Here is a 1,520-nt window from a genome sequence, read left to right on the forward strand (position 1 = left end):
GCTGGATGCGGCGTTGCGCGCGGTCGGCCGGATCCACGACGTCGCGCCACGCTTCGAAGGCTGGATCGAGCGGCTGCAGGTGAGCGCCACCGGTGATCCGGTCAGCAAGGGGCAGGCGCTGTTCTCCGTCTATAGCCCTGAACTGGTTTCCGCCCAGAAGGAATTGCGTATTGCCGAGACGCTCGAGCAGGGCGCCGGGAATGCCGATCCGGCGGCCCGCGAGGGCGCCCGTCGTTTGGCGGAAGCTGCTCGCGAACGGCTGCGCAACTGGAAGGTTGCCAGTGCGGCCGGTTCAGAGAGCGCGCTGGTCACCTTCTCCTCGCCGGCTACCGGCGTGGTGCTCGAAAAGAAGGCCGTCGAAGGGATGCGTTTCATGGCCGGAACGGTCATCTATCGTATCGCCGACCTGTCCACCGTCTGGGTGATCGCCGATGTCTACGAACAGGATCTGGCCCGGGTCAAGCTCGGCGAAAGCGCGCAGGTGATCATCGACGCCTTTCCGGGACATCCCTTCGAAGCCAAAGTCACCTACCTCTATCCGACGCTCAACGCCGCGACACGCACCACTCCGGTCAGGCTCGAACTAAAAAAACCACGACGGGATGCTGCGTCCGGGCATGTTCGCGCACGTCGAGATCGCCACCGCGGGTAAGGCTGCACGCCTGACCGTGCCGCCATCGGCAGTGATCGACACCGGCGACCGCCAGGTGGTCCTGCTCGTGCTGGGCGAGGGCAAATACAAACCACAGGCCGTGAAGATCGGTCTGCGCGGACGCGAGGCGGTCGAGATTCTCGAAGGCATTCAGGTCGGCGACGAAGTAGTCACCGCGGCCAACTTCCTGATCGACGCGGAAAGCAACCTCAAGGCGGCCTTGTCGACCTTCACCGCACCACAGTCGGCAGAATCGGCCAAAGCGGTGGCGAAACTGTACCAGGCGCAGGGCTCGATTGATTCACTGGACATCGCGTCGAACACCGCGTCGGTTACGCACGAGCCGATTCCAGCACTGCAGTGGCCGGCGATGACCATGGAGTTCGGGCTGGCGAGTCCCGAGGTCGCCAAAGGGGTGCCACCCGGCGCGCCGATGCACTTCGAGTTCGAGGACCGGGGCGACGGCGAGTTCGTGATCACCCGCATCGAGAAGGCCACCGCCAAGCACGAGGGCCACTGAGATGCTCGATCGGCTGATTGAATGGTCGGCGCGCAACGTCTTCCTGGTGTTGCTGGCCACCCTGGCGGTGGTCGCCGGCGGCATCTATGCGGTCAAGAAAACGCCGCTCGACGCCTTGCCGGATCTTTCCGACGTGCAGGTGATCGTGTTCACCCCCTACGCCGGGCAGGCGCCGAAGGTCGTGGAGGATCAGGTGACCTATCCGCTGACCACGGCCATGCTGGCGGTGCCGAAAGCCAAGGTGGTGCGCGGCTTCTCGATGTTCGGCGCCTCCTACGTCTATGTGATCTTCGAAGACGGCACCGACATCTACTGGGCGCGCTCGCGGGTACTGGAATATCTGAGTTC

The 1,520-nt window shown here is 64.2% G+C and carries 3 protein-coding genes; all 3 read left to right on the forward strand.

Features of this window, described 5'->3' with window-relative positions:
• A partial coding sequence (locus E4Q23_RS24370; protein ID WP_248595638.1) for an efflux RND transporter periplasmic adaptor subunit occupies positions 1-652 on the forward strand: 652 nt, incomplete at its 5' end.
• Positions 618-1,172, forward strand: a complete 555-nt coding sequence (locus E4Q23_RS24375; RefSeq protein ID WP_248595639.1) for a copper-binding protein — start codon at positions 618-620, stop codon at positions 1,170-1,172. The genes E4Q23_RS24370 and E4Q23_RS24375, both read left to right, overlap by 35 nt.
• A 1-nt stretch (position 1,173) precedes the next feature.
• Positions 1,174-1,520, forward strand: a 347-nt coding sequence (locus tag E4Q23_RS21340) for an efflux RND transporter permease subunit (protein WP_169068480.1), incomplete at its 3' end; no start/stop codon positions are given.

It is taken from the genome of Candidatus Accumulibacter phosphatis, assembly GCF_012939955.1.
In the GTDB taxonomy this organism is placed as follows: Bacteria; Pseudomonadota; Gammaproteobacteria; order Burkholderiales; family Rhodocyclaceae; genus Accumulibacter; species Accumulibacter delftensis.